This window comes from Caballeronia insecticola (assembly GCF_000402035.1).
Classification (GTDB): domain Bacteria; phylum Pseudomonadota; class Gammaproteobacteria; order Burkholderiales; family Burkholderiaceae; genus Caballeronia; species Caballeronia insecticola.
This window is the reverse complement of record NC_021287.1, coordinates 2,792,204-2,813,134: the sequence shown is the minus strand read 5'-3', so window position 1 is coordinate 2,813,134 and position 20,931 is coordinate 2,792,204. Positions and strand designations below refer to the sequence as shown.

The following is a 20,931-nucleotide window of genomic DNA, read 5'->3' as shown; positions in this document are numbered from 1 at the left end:
CTGTTTCGATAGGCTGAATTGTTGTCTATCCATTCATCCGACGATGGCGCGAACAGAAGGGGGATTTGGGGCTAACTCGTTCTATTGCGCGCGGCCGCTTGAACGGACATCGGGCGTGACCCTCGCGGAGCACGCCCGATGCATTGAAAAACGCGTAGGGATTATTTGCCCGAACCGGCGAACTTCTGAAGACGTTTGTTCGCTTCGCCCGCGAGGGCGTCGCGAAAGCGTGCGCTAAAGTTGCCCGCAGGCGAAGACGCCGCAACGCCCACGCTATCGACTTCAGCCGAACCGGCGGGCATGGTGTGCAAAAGACGCACGTTGCCGGGACCGGCGCCGAGCACGAGCCACGTATCGCCGACTTCGACGACCGCGACGCGTTCCTTGTTGCCGAGCGATGCGCCGCCCACGACCTTCACGAGACCGCCGCGCCTGCCGCCCTGATAGCCGAACTTGCGCGCGAGCCACGCGCAGCCGAACACGAAGCCGATCACGACGACGAGCCCGACGAGCGTTTGCAGCACCGCGCCGAAGCCGAGCGACGGCACCGCGGTGCCCGCGCCGACGCTCGATGCGATCTGCGACGCGTGATTCACGGCGTTCATGTCCGCGGCGCGCGCCAGAAGCGGCGCTGCGGACAACAAGGCGGCGAAGCGTTTCATCGGTTCAGCTTCCGGATGCGTTCGGACGGCGTGATGATGTCGGTCAGGCGAATGCCGAACTTGTCGTTGACGACGACCACTTCGCCCTGCGCGATGAGGCAGCCGTTCACGAGCACGTCCATCGGTTCGCCGGCGAGGCCGTCGAGTTCCACGACCGAGCCTTGCGCGAGTTGCAGCAGGTTGCGGATCGCGATCTTCGTGCGCCCGAGTTCCACCGTCATCTGCACGGGGATATCGAGAATCATGTCGATGTCGTTGCGCGTGGACGGCGCCGCGGCCTTCGACAGCGGCTGGAACACGCCCGCGGCCGCAGCCGGCGCTTCGTTGCCGTTCTGCTCGGCGAGCGCGCTCGCCCAGTCGTCCAGCAGGAGCTCTTCGTCTTTTTCAGGCGCGCCGGGCGCGTCGTTCTGCATCAGATCACTCATATCCACCTTCCTTCATCGTGTCGCTTGCGCTGATCATCTTCTGCACGCGCAGCGCGTATTGACCATTGAAAATTCCGTAGCCGCATTCCATGACCGGCACGCCATCCACTTTCGCGACGACATGCTCCGGCACGTCGATCGGCAACACGTCGCCTGCGCGCATGTTGAGAATCTGCTCGAACGACGAGCGCACGGTCGCGAGATCCACCGTCAGCTCCACTTCCGCCGACTGCACCTGCTGCGACAGCACGCGCACCCAGCGGCGGTCCACTTCGAGCGCTTCGCCCTGAATCGGCGAGGAAAGCACATCGCGGATCGGCTCGATCATCGAGTACGGCATGCAGATGTGCAGCGTGCCGCCCGTCGAGCCGAACTCGATCGTGAACTGCGTCACGATGACGATCTCGTTCGGCGTCGCCACGTTGGCGAACTGCGTGTGCATCTCCGAGCGCATGTATTCGAACTGGAGCGGCTTCACGCTGCGCCAGGACGTCGAGTAATGCTCGAACACCAGATTGAGCAGCTTGCTGATGATGCGCTGCTCGGTCTGCGTGAATTCGCGGCCTTCGACGCGCGTATGAAAACGCCCGTCGCCGCCGAACAAATTGTCGACCACGAAGAACACGAGGTTCGGGTCGAACACGAACAGCGACGTGCCGCGCAACGGCTTCACGTGGACCAGGTTGAGATTGGTCGGGATCGGCAGGTTGCGCGTGAACTCGCTGTATTTCTGCACCTTCACCGGACCGACGGAGATTTCCGCCGAACGCCGCATGAAGTTGAAGATGCCCACGCGCATGAGACGCGCGAAGCGGTCGTTGATGATTTCGAGGCCGGGCATCCGGCCGCGGACGATGCGTTCCTGCGTCGCGATGTTGTAGGGACGTACACCGGCGGGTTTGGTCTCGTCCGAGACCTGATCGATTTCGCCGGTGACGCCCTTGAGGAGGGCATCGACCTCCTCTTGCGACATGAACTCTTCGTGGCCCATGACTCTTTACTCGATGATGCCGCGTTACTGAACGACGAATTCGGTGAACAGCACCTCTTCGACGCGCACCGGCTTTTCTGCCGTGCTCGCCGCCGTCTCGACCGCCGCGCGCAGTTCGCTCGCGAGCTGCTTCTTGCCGTCGACGCTCGCGAGGTCTTCGGGGCGCTTGCCGGAGAGCAGAAGCAGCACGCGGCTGCGGACTTCGGGCATGTGCTCGGTGACGAGCAACTGAACCTTTTCGTCCTTCAGCTTGAGCGTGAGGCCGGAGCGGAGATAGTGCATGGAGCCGTCGTCGGACTGGAGGTTGACCGTGAGCGAGTCGAGCGGGAAGAACACGGGCGGCGGCTCGGGAGCGGGCTTGGCCGGGCCGTGATTCTTGCCGAGGAAGAAGTAGGCGCCTCCGGCTCCCGCGCCGAGCAGGACGATCGCGCCGACGGCGATGATCAGGATGCGCTTGAGCTTCCCGCTCTTCGCGGGGACGATGGGTTGCTGGTTTGCGGTCGTGGTAGCCATGAATGCGTGCCTCTTTCGATAGGTTGAATTGTTGGCGATCGCGGTGTAAAGCGATGGGTCGAACAGAGGGGGGATTTGGGGTTATTCCATCTGATTGCTTTGGCCCCTGCGCGGGGCGGCGGTTTTTTTTGTTCGCTTCGCTTTGGGCTTTCGTGGACGCCTGTTTCGTTGAATCCTGAATTCGCGTCGGTCTATTAGCACTGCCCCTGTGCGGGGCGGCAGTCACTTTCTTTGCTGCTGCAAAGAAAGTAACCAAAGAAACAGCTCCTCCCATCCAAAGTACTTCACGCCGGCCCCGGCACAGGCGAATTGCCTATGGCACGGGAGTAGCCGTAGCCCTCAAAGGTCTCGCCGGACTTGGCTCGCGCACGGTCTGACTCGCCATTCCTTTTAGCGCACTGGCTCAGCACGAAAGAGTTCCGGCACAGCGCTGCGCGCTGCCGCTGGGTCTGCAAGGGAAACCGACGTGCCGCGTATGCGGCGAGATGGAAGCGTCAGCAAAGAAGCACGCGCCGACCCGATTGACCCGTCGGCCGCGAAGCGGGCCGGAGCTATTTGGTGCTGTGCCAGTCCGTTAAACGGCGCGATGCCACAGTGTTCCGCGAGCCAAGAAACGTTGACCTATAACGGCACTTGCTATTGCCGGGCCACAGGCAATTCGCCTGTGCCGCGGCCGGCGTGAAGTGCTTTGGATGGGGAGAGCTGTTTCTTTGGTTACTTTCTTTGCAGCAGCAAAGAAAGTGACTGCCGCCCCGCACAGGGGCAACACAAATAGACCGACGTGAACTCAGGATTCCACGACAACGAAACCCCGAAAACACCCCACCGCAATATCAGGATTCCACGAAAAAAAACCAAAGCCGTCAGGCAAACGTATCCACAATCCCGACGCTGCGCCGCACGGCCACATTCACACCCGCCGCGACGGCACCGCCGCCACCAACGCCACCGCCGGAGCCATCCCGACGCGAGCCGGAGCGCTCGCCACCGCTCCCTTGCTGCGACTGGCGCGCAAACGCCGACCCATCCGATACCGAAGCACTCCCGAGACTGATGCCATTCGCCTCCATCGCCTCGCGCAGCTTAGGCATCGCGGCCTCGACCGCTTCGCGCACCTGCGAGTGTTGCGACACGAACAACGCGTGCGCGTGATTCTCCGAAACCTGCAACGTCACCTGCAACGGCCCGAGATCCTTCGGATTCAGCGTCAGCTCGGCGCTCGTCTGATCCGACTTCGACAGAAACACGACCTTCTGGCTGAACGCATCGTCCCAGCCGGAACCGCCGACGTGCGGCGCAATCGCCGCGCTGGTCGCCGCCGCCATCGAACCTTGCGGGCTCGACACCGCCGAATTCGCCGAAGCCGCCTGCAGCGCCACCGCATGCGCTGCCGCGTCGGCGGCTTCCTTGTATGCGGCGGTCGCGGCATCGGCGGGCGTCGTTGCGACGGCCTGAGCGGCGGCGTCGAGTTGCGCCGCCTTCGCGTCCACAGTCGCGTTCACGTTCGCGTTATTCGTCAGGGCGATCAGGCTCGCGCCGTCTCCACGCTTTCCGCCCTTGCCGGACAGCACGCCCGATTCCGCGCCCTCGGCACCTTCGCGCGCCGTCGCGGCAGAACCATTGGCCGCCGCCGCGTTCGCCGGCAGCGCGTTCGGCTGCGGATTGTTCAGCGCCGCGAGCGCCGCCTGCAACGCGTCCTGCGCCGATTGTGTTGATTGCGCCGATTGCGCATCGCCGCTCTTGTGCGCGTCGCCGGTCGATTTCGTGTCGCCGGTCGCGTCGCTCGCCGTCGCGGCGACGGCTGCGTCGCTCAGTTCTGCGAGTGTCGGGTCGGTGTCGCCGGCGTCGGCGGCATCTGCACGCGCTTTCGCCTGCGCGGCCGCCGCAGCCGCATCCGACGAAGCCCCCGCCGATTGCGTCGCGGGCTTCGATGCATCCGCCGAATCGCTCTTGCCCGCATGCTTCGATGCCTCCGGCTTCGCGGACGGATCAGCCTTGTCGGCAGCGTGCGCGGTGGACGCATCGGACGTATTGGACGCATCCGCTGCATGCGCGCTGTCGTCGGGCTTCGGCGCGTCGTGCACGCTCGATTTGTCGCCCGAGGCCTGCGCCGAATCCGCCCGCGCCTGCGCGGCCTGCGCGTCGGCGTTCGCGCGGTCGGTGATGCCCTGCAGCGTCATGCCGAAAGACACAGCCGCGCTCGCCGCACGCTGCGACGCCGCCTTGTTCGAAGACGCCGCGCCCGAAAGCGCGCCGAGAAGAGAAACGGAGGACATGCTGAGCCTCTGCGAATTCAGTAAATAGTGTTGGATCGATTAAGACGAGGCACGCTCGGCGCGCATGCGCAGAATCTTCGCGGCGTGCTCGTCGGCATCGCGCTGCTCGACGCGCGCGGCCTTCTTCGCGAGCATCGCCTCGCCGCGCGCGGCCAGCACTTCGTAGCTGCCGAGCTTCTGCTTCTTCAGACGCCAGTCGGGCTTGGCCGCCTCGATACGCTGATCCGCCGCGACCAGCAACGCGCGCTGCTGCGAAATAGCGGCATCGAGCGTATCGACGAACGCCTGGAAATTGCGCAGCGTCTGCGCCGTGGTGCCTTCCTGCGCCGATGCCGTGAACCGCGCGTGATACTCGTCGCGATAAGTGACGAGCGAGTTCAGCTGCGTCTCGATCTCGTTTCGCTCCTGCTGGAGCTTGCCGAGCTTCTTGGCGGCGGCGTCGAGTTCCTCTTCGGCAAGTCCGATGAGGGTGTTGATCGGCAGATTCTTGGACATGGCGTGGCGGTCCCGTTTGGTCTTTTGACGTTCTTATGACGAATGCTTCGGATACTAGTCCAAAACTATTCGAACAGTTGATTCAACATCGCGATGCTCGGCTCGAACGGCGCCTGCTCGCGAAACCCCTGCTGCAAAAACGACTCCATGCGCGGATACAGCGCAATCGCGCGGTCGAGCAGCGCGTCGCGGCCGCTCGAATACGCGCCTACGTTGATCAGATCCTTGTTGCGCTGATAACGCGACAGCATCTGCTTGAACAGGCGCACGCGTTCGAGATGTTTGTCGTCGATGAGCGCGGTCATCGCGCGGCTGATCGACTGTTCGATATCGATAGCCGGATAGTGCCCCGCCTCCGCCAGCGAGCGGTTCAGCACGATATGGCCGTCGAGAATCGCGCGCGCCGAGTCGGCGATCGGGTCCTGCTGATCGTCGCCTTCGGTGAGCACGGTGTAGAACGCGGTGATCGAGCCGCCGCCTTCCGGACCGTTGCCGGTACGCTCGACGAGCGCCGGCAGCTTCGCGAACACCGACGGCGGATAGCCTTTGGTCGCGGGCGGCTCGCCGATCGCAAGCGCAATCTCGCGCTGCGCCATCGCGTAGCGCGTGAGCGAATCCATCAGCATCAGAACGTGCTTGCCCTGATCGCGGAAATATTCGGCGAGCGAAGTCGTGTACGCGGCGGCCTGCATGCGCAGCACGGGCGACACGTCCGCCGGCGCCGCAACCACCACCGAGCGCGCGAGCCCGTCCTCGCCCAGAATCTGCTCGATGAATTCCTTCACTTCGCGGCCGCGTTCGCCGATCAGCCCGATCACGATGACTTCCGCGCTCGTGTAGCGCGCCATCGTGCCGAGCAGCACCGACTTGCCGACGCCCGAGCCCGCGAACAGGCCCATGCGCTGGCCGCGTCCCACAGTCAGGAGCGTGTTGATCGCGCGCACGCCGACATCGAGCACCTTGTGAATCGGCTCGCGGTTCAGCGGATTGATGACCGGCGCGGACAGCGGCGCGTCGACTTTCGCACCGAGCGGGCCCAGGCCGTCGAGCGGACGGCCCGACGCATCGACCACGCGCCCGAGCATTTCCCAGCCGACGGGCAAGCGCTTCGCGCCCGCCATCGGATCGTTGATCGGCGCGCTTTCGAGCGGATAGACGCGCGCGCCGGGCAGAAGGCCGGCCACTTCGGTGGTCGGCATCAGAAAAAGCTTGTCGCCCGAGAAGCCGACGACTTCCGCCTCGGCGGTCGGAATCGCGCTGCCCGGCGGCAGCTCGATCATGCATTCGGAGCCGACGCCCATCTTCAGGCCGACCGCTTCCAGCACAAGGCCGGCGGCGCGCGTCAGACGCCCGCACGAACGCAGCGGCTTGGCGAGTTCGCTGCGCGTTTTGAGGGCGTCGAGCTTGGCGCGCCACGCGTCGATGTGCGGATTGCCGGCGATATCGGCAAGTTCGGCGATCGTGCGGGCGGCGAGTTCGTCGGGGGCTTCGTCGGCGGCGGTGTCGTCGGTGCTGTCATGGGCGGCGAGCGGGCCGAACGATGCGCGCGCCAGTTCCTGTTCGAGCGCGCTCAACCCGTCCTGCGTGATGCGATGCGCCTGGCTGCCTGCTTGGATGTTCACCACGGCTTGTGTCTCCCCAGCGCGCCCACGACGCGCTCCCAGCGCGACGCGTTAGTCGAATCGACTTCGCCGGTCGCGGCGTGCGCACGGCAGCCGCCGCGCTCGACCAGCGGATCGGGCCGCACGGTCCAGCCCGCCGCTTCGAGTTCGTCCTTCAGATATGCATCGACGATCGGCATGTCCGCCGGATTGACGACGAGCGTCGGCGCGCCCGAAAGCTCCGGCTCGGCGGCGATCACTTCACGCGCCACGGCGACGAGCGCGGTCGGATCGAGCGCGAGATGCTGGCGCACGACCTGTTGCGCGATATCGACGGCCAGTTCGGCCAGTGCTTCCGCGATGGCGGCATCGGCGGCGGCGAGCGCGGTCTTAAAGCTGTCGGCGATTTCGGCGAGACGCGCGGCCTGCGCGAGCGCTTCCTTGCGGCCTTCCTCGAAACCCTTCGCCTGGCCTTGCTCGAAACCCGCCTGATAGCCGAGCGCCTGTCCCGCGACGTGACCCTTCGCGAGCCCTTGCGCGTGCGCCTCTTCTTCGAGGCCGCGCAGATGCGCTTCGAGTGCGGCCTGTTCCGCCGCGCTGTTGTCGACCGTGACGGTGACGGGATCGAACGACGCCATTTCCCAGCGCTGATACGCCGAGAGCGGAGCCTTCTGCGAGCGGGCCGCGTCAGACATACGCATCCTCCGCCTTGCCGCCTAGCTGGATCTGGCCGTTTTCCGCGAGATTGCGCACGATCTGCAGCACCTTGCGCTGTTGCTGCTCGACTTCCGACACGCGCACCGGACCGCGCGAATCGAGGTCTTCGGCGAGCAGTTCGGCCGCGCGCTGCGACATGTTCGACAGGAACTTCTGACGCAGCGCCGGCTGCGCGCCCTTGAGCGACACGATCAGCGTCTCCGACTCCACTTCCTTGAGCAGCAACTGGATCGCGCGGTCTTCGAGGTCGAGCAGGTTTTCGAACACGAACATCTGGTCGATGATCTTCTGCGCGAGTTCCGCATCGTATTCGCGCACGTTCGAAATGACGCCTTCCTCGTGATTGCTCGACATGAAGTTGAGAATCTCCGCCGCCGTGCGGATGCCGCCCATCGGCGCGCGCTTCAGGTTGTCGCTGCCGGAGAGGAGCGTGGTCAGCACGTCGTCGAGTTCGCGCAGCGCGGCGGGCTGGATGCCGTCGAGCGTCGCGATGCGCAGCAGCACGTCGTTGCGCAGCCGCTCGGTCAAGAGCGAGACGATTTCCGACGCCTGATCGCGGTCCAGATGCACGAGGATCGTCGCGATGATCTGCGGATGCTCGTTCTTGATCAGTTCCGCGACCGCGCCCGAATCCATCCACTTCAGGCCTTCGATGCCGCTCGTGTCGCTGCCCTGCAAGATGCGGTCGATCAGCGCGCCGGCCTTGGTCTCGCCGAGCGCCTTGGTCAGCACCGAGCGGATGTATTCGCTCGAATCCAGCGACAGCGCGGTGTGCTGTTCCGCTTCGCTCACGAATTCGGTCAGCACGTTGTCGAGCTGTTCGCGCGTCACGTTTTTCAGCGCCGCCATGGTCGCGCCGATCTTCTGCACCTCGCGCGGGGCGAGATACTTGAATACTTCGGCGGCTTCTTCCTCACCGATCGACATCAGGAGGAGCGCGGCTTTATTCAGGCCTTCAGCGTTCATCGGACACCCAGTTTTTCACGACCGTCGCAACGATTCTCGCGTCCTGACGCGCCACCATGCGCGCGTAGTCGAGATTGCGATCGAATTTGGCCTTCTTGCTTTCATGACCGAGCAGACTCACCTCGGCATCCTTGTCTTCGTCTTCCTTGTTCTCGCCGCCGACCGACGGGCCGTCCAGCAGCGAGAGTTCATCCGGTGCGCCGAGTGCCGGCGCGGCGGGTTCCGGCGGCGGGAAGGCGCGGCGCATCGCCGGCTTCACCATGCTGAAGTACAGGAACAACCCGACGATGCCGATGCCCACGTACTTCGCCGCCTGCAGACCCCACGCGATCATCTGCGGCGTGCGCCACCAGGGCAGATCGGGCGTCACGTTCAGGTCCGCGGAGAACGCGCTGTTCACCACGTTCACCGAGTCGCCGCGCTTTTCGTCGAAGCCCATCGCGTCCTTCACGAGTTGCTGGACCTGCGCGAGCTTGTCGGCGGCGAGCGGCGTCATCGTGACGTTGCCTTTTGCGTCGACCTTCTTGTCGTAGTTGACGACCACCGCCACCGACAGACGCTTGATGCCGCCCGTCGCCTGCTCGTAGTGGCGCACGGTGCGATCCACTTCGTAGTTGGTGGTCGTGTCGCGGCGCTGATTCTGCGGCGTCGCCTTCGCGGCCGCGCCTGCGGCACCGGATGCGGCTGCATCGACCGGTGCGGATGCCGGCTGCGGCGGCTGGTTCGACAGCGCGCCCGGCACGCCGGAAGCACCGCTGCCCGTTGTTTCGCTCGATTCGCTCGACTGCTGGCTGCGGATCGCCGTGCTTTGCGGGTTGCCGTTCGGGCCGTAGCTTTCGGCGGTCTGCTCGAGCTTCGAGAAATCGATGTCCGCGCTCACCTGCGAGCGGGCGTTGCCGGCGCCGAACAGCGGCGCGAGGATCGCGTCGATGCGCTTCTGCGTGTTGTGCTCGATCTGCTGCACGTACTTCAGTTGCGACGCGTCGAGGCCGCTTGCCGCGCTCTGGCTCGTGAGCAGGTTGCCGTCCTGATCGACGATATTGACGTTCTTGACCGGCATGTCCGCCACGCCCGACGCCACCATGTGCGCGATCGCGACCACTTGCCCTTCGTCGAGCACGCGGCCCGGATACAGATTGACCATCACGGAGGCGGTCGGCAGTTCCTTGTCGCGCACGAAGACGCTCGGCTTCGGAATCGCCAGATGCACGCGCGCCGACTTCACCGACGACACCGCGCCGATCGTGCGTTCGAGTTCGCCTTCCAGCGCGCGCTGATAGTTGACCTGTTCGGCGAACTGGCTGATGCCGAACTTCTGGTTGTCCATCAGTTCGAAGCCGACCGAGCCGCTTTTCGGCAAACCCTGGCTTGCGAGACGCAGACGCGTTTCGTGAACCTGTTCGGCGGGGACGAGAATGGCGCCGCCGCCGTCGGACAACTTATAGGGGATGTTGCCCTGCTGGAGCGCGGCAACGATTGCGCCGCCGTCGCGATCGGAGAGATTGGAGAACAGCACGCGGTAGTCCGGCTGGCGCGACCACATGACGAGGCCCGCGACCACCATCACCAGAATCGCCACGGCCACGATGAGCGGCACGCGCGGATTCGAGCGGAACTGGTTGAGCATCGGCACGCGCTGCGCGAATCCGCCGAAGTCGGCGCCGCCCGCGAGGCCTGGGCCCGCGGCCGCGCCGGCCGTGCCCGGCTGCGCGCCCGCCAGGCCCATTCTGGCGTCTGGCGTGATCAGTGAGTTGTTGGGCGTTTCCATTTAGCGTCGAAGCTCCGAATCCAGGTGTCTCCTCGCGCCGCTTATCGCTCTCATGTAAGCGGCGGTGGAGGACTTTTCACGATGGGGATTATCCGCAGAACATTGCAAGTCGATTCGGCGAACAGAGCGGGGTTTTCCCCGTTCTTCCCGCGCTTTGAAAAACCGCCCGCTGCTAATCTTTTTCATACTCGGTCATCCGCTGCTGCGGCCCCGAGCCTGTGCCCACCGCCTCGGTCGGCGCGGGCCGTCCCGCCTTCGGACGCGTTCCGCCGGCATTTCACCGTCACCCGGAGTCAACATGAACTTTCCGATCAATCCGCTTTCCGCCGCTCTCTCGGCGATCCAGTCGATGGCGTCGCAGGCCACCGGCGGGACGTCCGGTCCGACCAGCGCGTCGGGCGCCGTCACCGGGTCGGGCGGGACATCGGGCGCGGCCAGCGCGGGCAGTTTCGCGGATGCGCTGAAAACGTCTATCGACAAGATCAGCGACACTCAGACCAAGGCGCTCGGCGAAGCGCATGCATTCGAAATCGGCGCGCCGAACGTGTCGCTCAACGACGTGATGGTGGATATGCAGAAGGCGAACGTCGGCCTGCAATTCGGGCTGCAAGTGCGCAACAAGCTCGTGTCGGCCTACAACGACATCATGCAGATCTCGGTCTGACGCGCGTCGCCGGTTCGTCCCGCCCGCCACGGCCCGACAGCCCGGCTGTCCGCCCGAGCGGCTCTGGAGCCTTACCTCCTAAAGCTTTGCCGCGTTTCTCCGATAACCTCGATAACAGCACAGCGAACGATGGTTCGCCCGCGTACGGCGGGCGGCCCGCTCGCCTGCACCGGTTCGCGCCGCACCGAGACCGGATCGACACAGGACGACGCGCGCCGGCGCCCGCCGCAGGCCGCGAATGCCGCGTCCCGCCGGGTTCGCGAGACGCCGCGGCATCGTAAAAGGAGAAGCGACAGATGTTTTCCCCAGGACAGGCCGGAGCCAACGCTTACGCTCGCGTGGGCGTTCAGACAGGCGTGATGGGAGCGAGCCCGCACCGGCTGATCACGATGCTGTACCAGGGCGCGCGCCAGGCGATCGCGCAGGCGCGCATGCACATGCAGCAGAACAACATCGGCGCGCGCGGCACGGCGATCGGCAAGGCGATCAGCATCATCGAGAGCGGGCTTCAGCAGGCGCTCAACAAGGAAGCGGGCGGCGAGATCGCCGGACGGCTCGACGCGCTGTACACGTACATGGCGCGCCGGCTGCTCGAGGCGAACCTGAAGCAGGACGAGGCCATGCTCGTGGAAGTCGACAATCTGCTCGCGACGCTCGAAGAAGCGTGGGTGGGCATTGCACCGGAAGTGGCTCAGTTGACCGCAGCGCCCGTTTGACGGGAAGCCGGCCCGACAGCCTCATGAGAATGAAGACGACACAAGAATATTTCGCCCACTACGAAGCCATCGCGACGATTTCGGGCCAGATGCTTTCGGCCGCGCGCGGCGGAGAGTGGAGCGAGCTGAAGGCGTTGCAGGGCACGTACCGCGAGCTGGTCGACAAGCTGAAGGAAGTGGACTCCGGCTCGGAACTCGACGAAAACGCCCGGGCGCGCAAGCTGGACCTCGTGAAGAAGATTCTCGCCGACGACGCCGCGATTCGCGATCTGACGTCGCCGAGCCTCGCGCGCCTGTCCGCGCTCTTCACGGTCAACAGCCCGGCGCGCGTACTGAAAAAGATGGTCGGACTGCGCTAGGCAACTGGGCGTCCGTTCGCGCGGCGGCACAGCCTACGCGCATATGAGGATGTGGGCATGACTGGACTCGATACCGCGATCGCATCGTTGCTCGCCAACCGCACCGAGCTCCTTCTGTCCGCGATTCGCGCGCCCAACGGCGTCGCCGGCAGCGGCGTCACCGGCGCGAGCGTCGGACAGACGACGGCGCAGGCGGACACCTCGCCACTCGCCGGCACGCCGACGGGCACGAGCGCACCGGCGGCATCGGCGCAAACCGCGCTGTCGAGCGTCGCGCGCACGCTCGACGTGATTTCCCGCTTCGGCGGCGCGACCCCCGCGATCACCAGCGACGCGCCGCTCTGGCCGACCCCGCCGCGCCCGGCGAGCGCCTTCGCCGCGCTCACCACCGGCCTCTTCGATACCGCTTTCTCCTCCAACGCCGCAGCCGTCGCCGCGGCGCGCGCCGCGAGCCAGAATTTGCCGCCGCTGCCCGCCGCCGCGCTCGCCACGGAACTGGCGAAGACCGTCGGCGAGAGCGGACTGTTCTACGAAGCCCATCTGATGCAGTGGCTCGCGGGCCAGCGCAGCGCCGCGTCGCTCGGCAACGAACCGCAGGCGCGCGTCGATGCGCGCGCGCTGGCGTTGCCGCTCGATTTCCCGAATAACACGTCGAACGGCGCCGCGGCCGGCGCAGCATGGTTCGACGACGCATCGGCGCCGCCGGCCGCGCCGGATCTGCCCGATTTCCACAGCCCCGCGCGCGCCGTCGCGACGCCGCAAACGCCGCAGCAGGCGGCCGCGCTCGCCGCGTCGGTGCGCGATGCGCCGCCGTCCGCGCTGTCGAATTCGCAAGGCACGAGTGCCGCGACCGCCGCGAACGGCACCGGCACGCCCGCCGCGCAGCCGAGCCAGCACGAATCGGCGATGCAGGCGTCGATCGCGGCGGGCATCCATCCGGCGACGATCAACGTCGTCCGCCAGCAACTCGACATGCTCGCCAACGAGCAGTTTCGCTGGCAGGGCGAGGCGTGGCCGGGCACGCGCTTCGAATGGGAAATCGCCCGAGAGCCGCGCGATCCGCGCAGCGCCAACGCTGACGATGCCGCCGACGAACGCGCCTGGCGCACGCGCATCACGCTGTCGCTGCCGGCGCTCGGCACCGTGGACGCCGAACTCGTTTTGGCGGGCGACAAACTCGTCGCGCGCATCAAGGCAAGCGATGCGGGCGCACGGCGGCTCGCCTCCGAAGGCCCCGCGTTCGCGCGCCAGCTCGAAGCGGCGGGAATCGCGCTGGCGTCGCTGTCCGTGCGCTCGATGGACGGATCGACCGATGCGGCGTTATCCGGCGACGCGAACAGCGCCGCGAAAAAACCGGTGCGCTCGCCGCTCGAACATTTGTTCCGCGCTTCGTCCGGCGGGGAGGGCGACGCATGAGTTCGACCGGCAATCCACCCTACACGCGCAAGCAGGCAACGGCGCTCGCTTATGAAGCAGGCAATCGCGAATCGACGCCGCGCGTCGTCGCGAAAGGCTACGGCATGGTCGCCGAGATGATCGTGCAGCGCGCGAAGGAAGCGGGCCTGTACGTGCACGAATCGCCGGAAATGGTGTCGCTGCTGATGCAGGTCGATCTCGACGCGCATATTCCGCCCGCGCTGTATCACGCGGTGGCGGAATTGCTGTCGTGGGTGTACCGGCTCGAAAACGAAGAACCGATGCGCGAAGCGGGGCGGGCGATTCGCTGACGCTGCTTAACGCCGCTTAAAGCCAATCAAACCGGAAACGCCCGCGTGACGATCGCCGCGTGATCGAAGCGCGCGGGCAGCGTGCCGTACACGCGCCCCGTTTCGCCGCGCGCCTCGCCGAGCCGGGTGTCGATGAACGCATCGGCGACGTCCTGCGGCGCATGCCGCGCCATCAGCACGCCCTGCGCGCACAACGCCACTTGCTGCGCGATGCGCCGCGCCGACGCCTCGCGCGCGGCGGCGTCGCCCGTCAGCATCTTCACGAGCGACGCCAGCGCGCCCGCCAGCGCCGGATGCGCGCCCGCGCTCGTTTTCCAGTCGTCCAGCAGCGCCTGCGCGGCGTCCTGTTCGCGCTCGAAGGCGCGCAGCACATCGAGACACATCACGTTGCCCGAACCTTCCCAGATGGAATTGACCGGCGCCTCGCGATAGAAGCGCGCCATCGGTCCGGTTTCGACATAGCCGTTGCCGCCCCAGACTTCCATCGCCTCGCCGGTGAATTCGAGCGCGCGCTTGCAGACCCAGAACTTGGCCGCCGGCGTCACGATGCGCCGCCACGCGCGCGCCTGCGGCGAACCGCCGGGCGCCGCGCTTTGCTCGAACGCGCCCGCGAGCCGCATGAACAGCAGCGTCGCGGCTTCCGATTCGAGCGCGAGATCGGCGAGCACGTTGCGCATCAGCGGCTGATCGACGAGATGCGCGCCGAACGCCGTGCGATGCCGCGCGTGATGGATCGCCTGCACGAGCGCCGCGCGCATCAGCGCTGCGCTGCCGATCACGCAATCGAGCCGCGTGTAATTCGCCATCTCGATGATGGTCGGCACGCCGCGTCCCTCGTCGCCGATCATCACGCCGTAAGCGTCGAGAAATTCGACTTCGCTGCTCGCATTCGAACGATTGCCGAGCTTGTCCTTCAGGCGCTGCACCTGCACCGCGTTCTTGCGGCCGTCCGGCCTGAAGCGCGGCACGTAGAAGCACGACAGGCCGCCTTCGTCCTGCGTGCGCGCGAGCACGAGGTGCGCGTCGCACTGCGGCGCGGAGAAGAACCATTTGTGGCCGACGAGCCGGTAGGCGCCGCCGCGTCCCGGCGCGCCGGTCGCATACGCGCGCGTGCGGTTGCTGCGCACGTCGGAGCCGCCCTGTTTCTCCGTCATGCCCATGCCGATCATCATCGAATGCTTGCCGGCTTCCAGCGGAAAGTCGCGGGAATCGTGCTCGCGCGACAACAGCGGATGCGCCAGCCGCGCGAACAAGTCTGGTTCCTGCCGCAAGACCGGAATGCTGGCGAAGGTCATCGTGATTGGACACAGCGAGCCGGATTCGAGCTGGCCGTGCAGAAAATAGCCGGCGCAGCGCGCGGGCATCGACCCGGCGCGCGCGGACGGCTCGAACGGCAGCGCGTGCAGGCCTTCGTGCCGCAGACGGCGCAACAATTCGTGCCAGGCCGGATGAAACGACAGCGCGTCGATACGCTCGCCGCGCGGATTATGTGTCGCGAGTTCGGGTTCATGGCGGTTGGCCAACTCCGCAAGCGCGATGACATCCGGCTGCGTCAGCGCCATGCCGTCGCGCGAGAGCGCCTGCGCATGCCATTGCGCGCCTTCGCGCTCGACGGCGGCGGCGAGCGCGCGATCGAAGGTGAAAGCGTCGTAGCCGACGAGCGGTTCCACCTGATTCGTGACTTCGTGTGTCTGCCCGAACGGGTGGCTTTCAATCTCGGAAAAGGTGGGCGAGGACGAGGACATCGTCGGACTCCTCCATGTGCGCGGCGCACTGTCGGGCGCGCGCAACAGCCACTTTCGACCCCGCGGGCGCCATCTCGAATTTAGGAATCATAGGCCGCACAACCGTCCGGGGTGTAGAGGCATCGCTCTTTTCAGAATGCTCTATCCGTTTCCGATAGCGCACTTCGCGAGAAAGTGCTTGGGACGTTTCTGATTGTTCATGCCACCCCAATGACGTGCAGGATACCGAACCTATAATCGCCTCGCCCATTTCCAGCGAACACCCGTTCGCCCTTTAAGGAAGCACTCGCGATGAGCATTAACCTCAATCAAATGGTACAAGGCGCGCTGACTGACAGCGTGCTGCAGGACATCGCCGGGCGCATCGGTTGCGCGCCGGAAGCCGCTAAACGTGTGGTGGCGCTTGTCGCACCCGCACTCATCGGCTCGATGATGAACCGGGCATCGTCGATCGAAGGCGCACGCAGCCTGTATTCGGTCGTCATGTCTCCCGCCGCGAACGCGCTGATCGCCGAAGATCTGCCGCATGTCGTCGCGCACGCCGACAGCTTCAAGGCGCTCGTCGACGACGCCACGAAGCTGGATCACGCGGTCGCCTCGCGCGACAGCCTCGACGTGCTCGCCAGCCGCGTCGGCGACCACACGGGCGTTTCGACGACCGCGAGCCGCACGCTGACCGGCGTCGTCTGCGCGACGATCTTCGGCCTGCTGAAGCGTCATTTCTCGCTGCAACACAGCGATGCGTCCCATCTTCCCGGTGTGCTCGGCCATCAGTTGCCGGCAGTCCGCGCCAATCTGACCGATTCGTTCGCCAGCGCGCTCGGACTCGGCTCGGTCGGCGCGTTCATCGCGGGCGTGGCATCGCGCCTGAAGGCGGTGACGGCGCATCTCGAACACCCGGCGACGCACGAAGCCGCCGAATTCCCGCGCCAGTCGGAAATGGCCCCCGTCAGCCAGCCCGTGCCGGAGGAAAAGGCGAGCCGCAAGCGTTGGTGGTGGATCGCCGTGGCCGCCGCGCTCGCGCTGTTGGCCGCGCTGATCGGCCGCGGTTGCACGACGGAGCAGTCGGACAACGCCGCGAAGCCGGAACAGGAAGCTACGCCTGCCGCCAAGCCGGAAGCCGACGCTGCTGCTTCGGCCGTTGCTTCGGCACCGGTCGCCGCGCCGACGAAGGATTCGACGATGTCGTTCGTCGTCGATCCGGCAGGCGTCCCGACGCTGACCGCCACGGTCAACAGCGAAGACGAAAAGCGCAGTCTGATCGACGCGCTGTCGGCTGCGCTGGGCGCAGACAAGTTCCACGCGAACATCACGGTGGATTCGGACACGAAGCCGGCTTCGTGGCTGAGCAAGCTCCAAGGCCTGCTGCCGCTGATGGCAGTGCCGGGCGCGCAAGCTCAAATCAACGGCGACAAGATTGATCTGAGCGGCAGCGCCGCCGACGCGAAGCTCGGCTGGCTGGACAAGCTGAAGGCTCTCTTCGGCGCCGGCTGGACGATCACCACGAGCGGCGTGCAAGCAGCAACTGCCGCCAATGCCGACGACGATGCCTGCGCAGCCGGCAACATCGCCAAGAAGTTGAGCCTCCAGCCGGTCAATTTCAACTTTGCGTCGAACACGCTGCCGCAAGCCGCGCTCAAGGGTCTGGCTGAATCGGCGAAGTCGCTGAAGGAATGCCAGGCAGCCGGCAAGCCGATCAAGCTGCAGATCGGCGGCTACACGGACAACGTGGGCGATGCCGCATTGAACGCCCGCCTGTCGGAAAAGCGCGCGGAAGCTGTGCGCGCGTATCTGGTCCGCAACGGCGTGTCTGCTGAAACGCTGACGGCGCAAGGCTTCGGCGAAGCCAGCCCGATCGCCGACAACGCGACCGCCGCAGGCCGTACGGCGAACCGCCGCATCGAGTTCAAGCAAGTCGACTAATCCTCGATACGCGCTGAAAGCTGTCTGACAAGCGCGCCGGCCCGCTCATCGCGGGCCGGCGCGTTTTTATTTTTCAGGCTCGCCGCGCCGGGCGCGCGGAAAGCCATCGCCGACGAAATCCTGGTCCAGATGAGCGGGCAGCATTTCGCGGGCGACCTCGATCCACGCGCGCGCCGCGTGCGACAAATAACCGTTGCGCCGCCAGCCGAGCGCCATATCCCAGTGAATTTCGGGCGCGACCACGGGACGGCAAGTGAACGCGTCGGCGTCGAGCCGCCGGCAATACGGCGCGGGCAGCAGCGCGATGCCGATGCCCGCCTGCACCAGCGCCGCCATGAAATCCCAGTGTCCGCTGCGCCCGACGATCGTCGGCGCGAAGCCTGCCTCGCGGCACGCGTTGAGCACGACATCGTTCAGGGCCAGGCTCTCGCCGTAAAACACGAACGGCTCGGCGGCGAGATCGGTGAGCGCGACTTCGCGCGACGCGTCCCAGCGCGAACCCTTCTGCGCGACGAGCCACAAAATCTGCCGGCTGACGGGCAGGACGTCGAACGTGTCGGTGTCGACGGGCTGCAGCACGCCGCCCAGTTCCAGTTCGCCGTCGATGAGCGCCGCCTCGATCGCCTTCGAGCCGCGCTCGAACAGCTTCAGCTCGACCTTCGGATAACGCCGCCGGAATTCGGCGATGGCGGGCGTGAACAGTGAGCCGCCCATCGGCGGAATGCCGATTGTGAGCGTGCCGCGCCCGAACGTGCCGAGATCGTTCAGTTCGGCTTCGAGCCGCGCGTGCGCCGCCAGCACCTCGACGCCGCGCTGATACACGATCTGCCCGGTATCGGTCAGCACCATCTGACGGCCTTCGCGCAACAACAGCGGCGAGCCGACCTCGTCCTCCAGCGCCTTGACCATCTTGCTGATGGTCGGCTGCGTCACGAACATGTGCTCGGCGGCGGCGGTGAAGCTCTTCTGCTTCACGACCTCGATGAAATACCGCAAGGCGCGCAACTCCATTCTCGACTCCCGAATTCCACTTTGGAATGAATTGGATAAGGTTAAGTCATTTTTATTATGCGAAGGGCGCCCATATACTCGGCTACAGGTTAACCCTTATTCATTGCTTGTCTCACCCGAAGAGTCCGCCATGTCCGCCGTCACCCTGCCCAACACCCAAACCGCGACCGTCCGCGCGGCGCTCGGCCGCTTCCTGCGCGTCGCGCTGCAGTCGGCGGCGCTCGCGGGGATCTGGGTCGTCGCGGATTTCGTCGCGCGCAAGCTGGCGCTGCCGGTGCCGGGCGGCGTGATCGGCCTCGTCGCACTGCTGGCGCTGCTGTTCTGCGGCGGCGTCGCGCCGCGCTGGGTGAAGGCCGGCGCCGACTGGCTGCTCGCCGACATGCTGCTGTTCTTCATTCCGGCGGCGGTCGCGGCGGTTCAGTACGGCGGCCTCTTCAGGGAAGACGGCTGGCGGCTGGCGCTGGTCGTCGTCGGCGGAACGTTGATGGTGATGGTGGCGGTCGCATTTGCCGTCGACCGGGCTGCGGGGCTGGAGCGCCGTCTCGCGTTGCGCCGCGCGCTCGTGGCGCGGCATGCGCGGGCCTGATCGGGCCTGACGAAGCGAGCCGACATGAACCACTTCTACACGTCCCTTTTCGCAGACGACGCCGCGCGCCTGATCGCGGCGGGCTGCTTCGTGCTGACAGTCGCGCTGTACTTCGTCGCGAAGCATCTTTACGCGCGTTTTCGCCGCCCGTGGCTCACGCCCTTGCTCGCGGTGCCGGCGGTGCTCGCGATTATCGTCGTGGTGGCGCGCATTCCTTATCCTGTCTACTTCGCCGATACGCGCTGGCTCATGTGGTTGCTCGGCCCGGCGACCGTCGCGTTCGCGGTGCCGATCTACGAATACCGCGCGCTCATCAGGCGGCACTGGCTTTCGCTGACGGTCGGCGTGACGGTCGGCATTCTCGTGGCGGTCGGCGGATCGCTCGCGCTGGCCAAGCTGCTGCATCTGTCGCCCGAACTGCAGCGCAGCCTCGCGACGCGCTCCGTCTCCACGCCGTTCGCGCTCGCCGTCTCCGACAAAATCCACGCGCCGAAGGATCTCACCGCGCTGTTCGTCATCGCGACGGGCGTCTGCGGCATGTTGTTCGGCGAAATCGTGCTGGCGCTCGTGCCGCTGCGCACGCGCCTCGCGCGCGGCGCGCTGTTCGGCGCGGCGGCGCATGGCGTCGGCACGGCGAAGGCGCGCGAACTCGGCAGCGAAGAGGGCGTCGTCGCCAGTCTCACGATGATGATCGCGGGCGTCGCCATGGTCTTGCTCGCGCCGCTGTTCAGCCTGCTGCCGATGTGACGCATCGCGTCGATCGAATTCGGACTAGTCTGCCCAAAAATCGAGGTCGGACGAAATAAAATAGCCGGTTTCGCTTTTATCCGGCCCGATCATGCTTGCTACGTCAGTCATCATTCCCTGCTTCAATGCGGCTGCGACGCTCGCGCGAACTCTGGACAGCTGTGTACGGCAACCGGAGGCGAAGCAAATCATCGTTGTGGACGACGGTTCGACCGACGGCTCGCAAGACATTGCCGCGCGCTACGCGGCGCAGTTTTCCAAAGTGAAATGCCTGTCGCTGGGCCGGAATGCCGGCGCGGCCCGCGCGCGTAACTGGGGCGCAATGCACGCCGATTACGACGTACTCGCCTTCCTCGACGCCGACGACGAATATCTGCCGGGCGCGCTGCACACGGCCGCGGTCTACCTCGTCACCTATCCCAATGAAGCGAGCGTCCGCTTGAATATCGAGTTTTGCGGCTTTCCCGAACGGATCGCCACGCATCCCGATTTCGACCGTCTCGGCGGGCTGCTCGTCGGCACCGTGCCGAGCAGCCTGGTGATTCGCCGCTCGATCTTTCTGGCGCTCGGCGGCTTTCCGTGCGACGAGATTTTCCGCACCGCCGGCGGCGAGGACATGCCGCTGTCGAAGGCGCTGTTCGAGCTGTTCGGCAACACGCGCCTGACCGGCACCCGGCATGTACGCATGCACTACCATCCGCGCATCCATGCCGAGCGGTTCTTCCTCATCAACATGGGGTTCATCACGGACCCCGAACCGCAAACCACGGCAGCCGTGATGTCCGCGCAAATGCACGCCGTGCGACGCGCGGCCGCCGCGATCGAAGAACTGGCCCGTCTGAGGAATACGCGGGTCAAGGCGGCTTAGGACACAAAGCACGCAGGCTTTTTTGCTACAATCGCCACTCGCTTCCGAGGAGCGTTGCGACGGGTAATCGCTTTACATTCGCCCGCCAGGCTCGGAGCATTCAATCCGGACGGTTCGAAGGCATGGAAAATGCCCGCTGAGCCACCGCATCGAACGGCGCTCACGTCAACA

General features: G+C 65.8%; 21 protein-coding genes and 1 riboswitch. Of the genes, 9 read left to right on the top strand and 12 right to left on the bottom strand.

Annotation, left to right across the window (positions count from 1 at the left end):
* Positions 1-161 precede the first annotated feature (161 nt).
* From fliO to fliF, 10 genes are all read right to left on the bottom strand, one after another.
* A complete protein-coding gene (fliO, locus tag BRPE64_RS13100; RefSeq protein ID WP_016346600.1) occupies positions 162-662 on the bottom strand; it encodes a flagellar biosynthetic protein FliO in 501 nt (166 codons plus the stop codon).
* Positions 659-1,087: a flagellar motor switch protein FliN gene (gene fliN, locus BRPE64_RS13095; protein ID WP_044041720.1), complete on the bottom strand. Its 429-nt coding sequence runs from the start codon at positions 1,085-1,087 to the stop codon at positions 659-661. Before fliN ends, fliO begins: the two co-directional genes overlap by 4 nt.
* Entirely contained in the window at positions 1,080-2,078 is a 999-nt protein-coding gene (gene fliM, locus BRPE64_RS13090) for a flagellar motor switch protein FliM (protein ID WP_016346598.1), read from the bottom strand. The genes fliN and fliM overlap by 8 nt, the downstream gene beginning before the upstream one ends.
* A gap of 24 nt (positions 2,079-2,102) precedes the next feature.
* Positions 2,103-2,591, bottom strand: coding sequence for a flagellar basal body-associated protein FliL (fliL, locus tag BRPE64_RS13085; protein WP_016346597.1), 489 nt, complete (start codon positions 2,589-2,591; stop codon positions 2,103-2,105).
* An 863-nt stretch (positions 2,592-3,454) separates the two neighbouring features.
* Positions 3,455-4,867, bottom strand: a complete 1,413-nt coding sequence (locus BRPE64_RS13080; RefSeq protein ID WP_016346596.1) for a flagellar hook-length control protein FliK — start codon at positions 4,865-4,867, stop codon at positions 3,455-3,457.
* Between the two features lie 39 nt (positions 4,868-4,906).
* Positions 4,907-5,362, bottom strand: a complete 456-nt coding sequence (gene fliJ / locus BRPE64_RS13075; RefSeq protein ID WP_016346595.1) for a flagellar export protein FliJ — start codon at positions 5,360-5,362, stop codon at positions 4,907-4,909.
* A gap of 65 nt (positions 5,363-5,427) precedes the next feature.
* Complete coding sequence (gene fliI, locus BRPE64_RS13070; RefSeq protein ID WP_016346594.1) at positions 5,428-6,987, bottom strand: flagellar protein export ATPase FliI; 1,560 nt, start codon at positions 6,985-6,987, stop codon at positions 5,428-5,430.
* Positions 6,981-7,658 carry a flagellar assembly protein FliH gene (gene fliH, locus BRPE64_RS13065; RefSeq protein WP_016346593.1) on the bottom strand — a complete coding sequence of 226 codons (678 nt, stop codon included), beginning with the start codon at positions 7,656-7,658 and terminating at the stop codon, positions 6,981-6,983. Before fliH ends, fliI begins: the two co-directional genes overlap by 7 nt.
* The gene (gene fliG / locus BRPE64_RS13060; RefSeq protein ID WP_044041713.1) at positions 7,651-8,646 is read right to left on the bottom strand and encodes a flagellar motor switch protein FliG; all 996 of its coding nucleotides are present in this window, start codon (positions 8,644-8,646) and stop codon (positions 7,651-7,653) included. Before fliG ends, fliH begins: the two co-directional genes overlap by 8 nt.
* The gene (fliF, locus tag BRPE64_RS13055) at positions 8,636-10,414 is read right to left on the bottom strand and encodes a flagellar basal-body MS-ring/collar protein FliF (RefSeq protein ID WP_044041712.1); all 1,779 of its coding nucleotides are present in this window, start codon (positions 10,412-10,414) and stop codon (positions 8,636-8,638) included. Before fliF ends, fliG begins: the two co-directional genes overlap by 11 nt.
* Positions 10,415-10,712: 298 nt before the next feature.
* Here fliF and fliE point away from each other — a divergent pair, with 298 nt between their 5' ends.
* From fliE to BRPE64_RS13030, 5 genes are all read left to right on the top strand, one after another.
* Complete coding sequence (gene fliE, locus BRPE64_RS13050; protein WP_016346590.1) at positions 10,713-11,078, top strand: flagellar hook-basal body complex protein FliE; 366 nt, start codon at positions 10,713-10,715, stop codon at positions 11,076-11,078.
* 296 nt (positions 11,079-11,374) lie between these two features.
* Positions 11,375-11,794 carry a flagellar export chaperone FliS gene (gene fliS, locus BRPE64_RS13045; protein ID WP_044041710.1) on the top strand — a complete coding sequence of 140 codons (420 nt, stop codon included), beginning with the start codon at positions 11,375-11,377 and terminating at the stop codon, positions 11,792-11,794.
* A gap of 29 nt (positions 11,795-11,823) precedes the next feature.
* Complete coding sequence (locus BRPE64_RS13040) at positions 11,824-12,153, top strand: flagellar protein FliT (RefSeq protein ID WP_016346588.1); 330 nt, start codon at positions 11,824-11,826, stop codon at positions 12,151-12,153.
* 57 nt (positions 12,154-12,210) lie between these two features.
* Positions 12,211-13,569 (top strand): flagellar hook-length control protein FliK, encoded by a 1,359-nt coding sequence (locus tag BRPE64_RS13035; RefSeq protein WP_044042191.1) that lies wholly within the window; start codon positions 12,211-12,213, stop codon positions 13,567-13,569.
* Entirely contained in the window at positions 13,566-13,880 is a 315-nt protein-coding gene (locus BRPE64_RS13030; protein WP_016346586.1) for an EscU/YscU/HrcU family type III secretion system export apparatus switch protein, read from the top strand. The genes BRPE64_RS13035 and BRPE64_RS13030 overlap by 4 nt, the downstream gene beginning before the upstream one ends.
* A 26-nt stretch (positions 13,881-13,906) precedes the next feature.
* Here BRPE64_RS13030 and BRPE64_RS13025 read toward each other — a convergent pair whose 3' ends face one another.
* A complete protein-coding gene (locus tag BRPE64_RS13025) occupies positions 13,907-15,595 on the bottom strand; it encodes an isovaleryl-CoA dehydrogenase (protein ID WP_044042190.1) in 1,689 nt (562 codons plus the stop codon).
* A gap of 321 nt (positions 15,596-15,916) precedes the next feature.
* Between BRPE64_RS13025 and BRPE64_RS13020 the strand changes: the two genes are divergently transcribed.
* On the top strand, positions 15,917-17,548 hold the full coding sequence (locus BRPE64_RS13020; RefSeq protein WP_044041706.1) for an OmpA family protein: 1,632 nt from the start codon (positions 15,917-15,919) through the stop codon (positions 17,546-17,548).
* A gap of 66 nt (positions 17,549-17,614) precedes the next feature.
* Here the strand turns inward: BRPE64_RS13020 and BRPE64_RS13015 are convergent, their stop codons facing one another.
* A complete protein-coding gene (locus BRPE64_RS13015; protein ID WP_016346582.1) occupies positions 17,615-18,559 on the bottom strand; it encodes a LysR family transcriptional regulator in 945 nt (314 codons plus the stop codon).
* Between the two features lie 130 nt (positions 18,560-18,689).
* Between BRPE64_RS13015 and BRPE64_RS13010 the strand changes: the two genes are divergently transcribed.
* The 3 genes from BRPE64_RS13010 (at position 18,690) to BRPE64_RS13000 (ending at position 20,760) form a co-directional block, all read left to right on the top strand.
* On the top strand, positions 18,690-19,145 hold the full coding sequence (locus BRPE64_RS13010; RefSeq protein WP_016346581.1) for a CidA/LrgA family protein: 456 nt from the start codon (positions 18,690-18,692) through the stop codon (positions 19,143-19,145).
* A gap of 24 nt (positions 19,146-19,169) precedes the next feature.
* Entirely contained in the window at positions 19,170-19,892 is a 723-nt protein-coding gene (locus tag BRPE64_RS13005) for an LrgB family protein (protein ID WP_016346580.1), read from the top strand.
* 91 nt (positions 19,893-19,983) lie between these two features.
* On the top strand, positions 19,984-20,760 hold the full coding sequence (locus tag BRPE64_RS13000; protein ID WP_084675744.1) for a glycosyltransferase family 2 protein: 777 nt from the start codon (positions 19,984-19,986) through the stop codon (positions 20,758-20,760).
* A gap of 40 nt (positions 20,761-20,800) precedes the next feature.
* A riboswitch (S-adenosyl-L-homocysteine riboswitch) is annotated at positions 20,801-20,929 on the top strand.
* Positions 20,930-20,931 lie beyond the last annotated feature (2 nt).